Origin of the sequence: Turicibacter sp. (genome assembly GCF_017941855.1) — a bacterium.
Lineage (GTDB): Bacteria > Bacillota_I > Bacilli_A > MOL361 > Turicibacteraceae > Turicibacter > Turicibacter sanguinis.
The window spans coordinates 1-3093 of the sequence record NZ_JAGAVR010000121.1; the positions used below are offsets into that span (position 1 = coordinate 1).

A 3093-nucleotide genomic window follows, 5' to 3' on the forward strand; every position below is an offset into this window, starting at 1 on the left:
AATTTTTCCTCATTTTATTTTGGGTTCTTGGTTAGATAAAAAATCGTCCAAAAACGGGGTTTAGAGGACAGATGTATCATTTTATTTTTTGAGATTTTAGAGAGAAAAAATGTGGTTGTTCTTGGAGTTTGGGGGATTTTAAATGATACATTAGGTGTTTTTGAGAATTGAAGAGAAAAAATCAGAGATGTATCAACTTAGATGTATCATTTCGGTTTCTCTTTTGGTTTTTTAAAGTTGTAATAAGGATTCGAAGATTTGCAACAATGTTGGAGTTTCAACAGAGAACTCAATCTCTCTTTCTTTAATCTTCTTCCCTCTCCTATCTTCAGAAGTTTTAGATTTAGCTTTGATTTTTAATCCCATGTGGATCGCTCCTTTTTTAAAAATATTTTCCTTTCAGCTTACGAACACCAATCGTCATTAATAATTTTGAAGTCAGTTAGACTTCTCGGGGTATTCGAAAGTTCGAAGAAATGCGAATTTTTTTTTAAAACGGAATATCCTTTTTAGGATAAAGACAAGAGATTATCCATCAATAGTTTTTTAAAAAATTTTTGAATTTTATGAATAAGGTTGAATTATTTCGGCCATACTAAGGCATAATACCCCCACTCTATCCTTCAAGATAGCACCGTTCCTACCATATTAGGCAACAAAAAGGGAGTTAAAGTAAGGTAGGGGAGGGGAAATCTGTCATTTTTATAAAAATTTTCGAACAATAAAAGCCCTCGATTAGAGGGCTTTTGAATTTTTATTAGCTTTTTTAAGTTGTTTGGCTTTTTTACGATCAGCTTTGACCTGCTCACCACGAGCTTCCATAGCCGCTCGTCCTTTGTGGTGGAGAAGGTTGTGGCATTTCATGCATAGCAACTCAACATCTTCTAAACGCTCAGAACCAAGTGTTTTATAGTGTTTGTGGTGAAGGTGTAAGTTACTTTTCTTCTTAACCCCACAACACTGACACTTGTAATTACGAAGCTCACAAACTTCCTTTTTGAATTCTTTCCATTCCTTGCTTTTAATATGTTCATTGTAATTGATTTTAGGTCGTTTAATTTCATAAACCGAGAAATCGATATCGTAGCTCAATTAGGCTACCTCCTTTCATTCTATATATGCCAAAAGAGGGGAAATCCCCTCTTTTTTTAAAGGCTCTGTTTTAAATAAGTGTTGATAATAACATAAAAGTAAATCACTCTTTGCATTGACCACCGTTTGAAAATATTGATAATTTTACCAATTTGTTATAGAATAAAGTAACTCAATAATTTAAGGGGGAAAGCTAATGAAGAAATCAGTTCTTTGGGGATTGGTAGTTATTTTAATTTTAGGAATAGGATTTACAATGTATTATTCATTTCAAAAAGATAATATAGCAAAATTCAACTGGACTGGAACTGCATATTTAGCAAAAGACGAATGGGGAAACGTTATCGCCGATAATAATATTTTTGATGTGGATGTAACAGTTACTAACACAGAGGAAAATCCAGGACCTGTTGTTATTCAGATTGTAGATTCAGCAGGCGCTTTATTAGGCGAAGAAAAAACACTTACTCCAGGAGAAACTGTAACATTCAAGGATATTCCTTGGGACAGTGGTACAGTTTTAATTCAAGCAAAGGCAACAATAGAAGGAGTTTATGAATTCAAAGTCATAAATGAAAAAGTAGCAGATTAAAATTATATCTTAAATAAAATTCGATATAACTCAATAAAGAAGATGATTGTAGCGATTAACACAATCATCTTTTTTTAGTTGTTGACATAATACAAGCATTATCAAAATTAATAATTCTTCATTACACAAAAGCAGGAGTTCTTGTTCTAATCGCTTTAACGGAACAATCCGTATAATTAGCCTGAGATAATACATAAGCTCTTTCTAACTTAATAGATTCTCGTTCAGACTTGAATATTTCGATAAATTTGAACCAATAGAGGTAATTTTGTAAGTGTTTAGTCGCAACACCTTTGAAATCGCCCATAAAAGCTTTTAACCGACTATGAAGGGAGTTAATATGTTGAATGTGATAAATATCCTTTTTTCGTTTTCCTGAATAGATTTTAATATGGTTAAGATGTAATTCTTCGGATAAAGTAGCATATCCATGAGCACTATCCGTACATAACGTAGAATTTTCTGCAATATGTCCCTCATAAAATCGTTTAAGAGCAGGGTATTGAAATCGTCCCGTACAAATTAATCCCATTTTAAGATTACCTAAACGGTCCAAGGCTGTTCCAACGGCAACTTGGTCACGAGATAATCCACGTTTCTTTTTCTTAGCTTGTTTAGTCGTGCGACCAGTTGAAGTACGAACGCCTTTTTTATAACTTCTAACCTTTGTGAAATTTCCTTTTCGATTGTATCTAAAGAAAGTTTCATCAGCTTCGATAAGCCCTTCTAAATCTCCTACACCTATTGCAGTCGCTAAGGCATCTAAAATTTTGTGTCGCCAGAAAAATGCTGTAGCGATATTAATTGTACACTCCACCGCACATTCACGAATGGTATAACCTGATAACATACATTTCAGATATTGAAGCCAAAGTTTCGGTGATTTTTTAGAATGACAAGAAGGGGTAGCGGTCTGGTCACTAAAAGATTTATGACAATGACGACATAGATAACGTTGAAGTCCTTTTTTAGTTCCATTTTTCACAACATGAGTTCCATGACAAAAAGGACAAGTATATTGCCCTTTAGAATAACGAGTTTCTTTAACCTCCCTTTGTAGATTATCAATGTGAAAATTAATATGATTGAGTTCAACAAATTGTGCAACCTCTTCAAATTCATCTTCTGATAATTTAGGAATTAAAGCTAATACTTTTTCTTTAATTGTCTTCTTCTTTTTCGCCATAAAACTTACCACCTAAACGAATGTTTGTATATTTATTATACTATACCAAATGAAGTAAGTTATGTGAAAATTTTAAATTATCAACACTTATTTAAAACAGACCCAAATTTTAATGGACTTAATGGAGTCATATAAGAATAACCTGTATTATGGAGAGCGCATAAATTGATGAATAGTCCGCATATACCGAGTGCAATCCCGTATAAACCAAGAGCAGCTCCTA

Annotated in this window: 4 protein-coding genes; 1 reads left to right on the plus strand and 3 read right to left on the minus strand. The window is 33.1% G+C overall.

Annotated elements, in window-relative coordinates:
• Positions 1-231: 231 nt before the first annotated feature.
• Together J6D32_RS13020 and J6D32_RS13025 are read right to left on the minus strand one after the other, a co-directional pair.
• Positions 232-366 (minus strand): hypothetical protein, encoded by a 135-nt coding sequence (locus J6D32_RS13020; RefSeq protein WP_287467747.1) that lies wholly within the window; start codon positions 364-366, stop codon positions 232-234.
• A gap of 369 nt (positions 367-735) precedes the next feature.
• A complete protein-coding gene (locus tag J6D32_RS13025; protein WP_287467748.1) occupies positions 736-1092 on the minus strand; it encodes a hypothetical protein in 357 nt (118 codons plus the stop codon).
• Between the two features lie 196 nt (positions 1093-1288).
• Here J6D32_RS13025 and J6D32_RS13030 point away from each other — a divergent pair, with 196 nt between their 5' ends.
• Positions 1289-1684 (plus strand): hypothetical protein, encoded by a 396-nt coding sequence (locus J6D32_RS13030; RefSeq protein ID WP_287467749.1) that lies wholly within the window; start codon positions 1289-1291, stop codon positions 1682-1684.
• A 121-nt stretch (positions 1685-1805) separates the two neighbouring features.
• On the opposite strand, the gene J6D32_RS13035 is transcribed toward J6D32_RS13030, so the two are convergent.
• Positions 1806-2870, minus strand: a complete 1065-nt coding sequence (locus J6D32_RS13035) for an IS1595 family transposase (protein ID WP_287467750.1) — start codon at positions 2868-2870, stop codon at positions 1806-1808.
• Between the last annotated feature and the right edge of the window lie 223 nt (positions 2871-3093).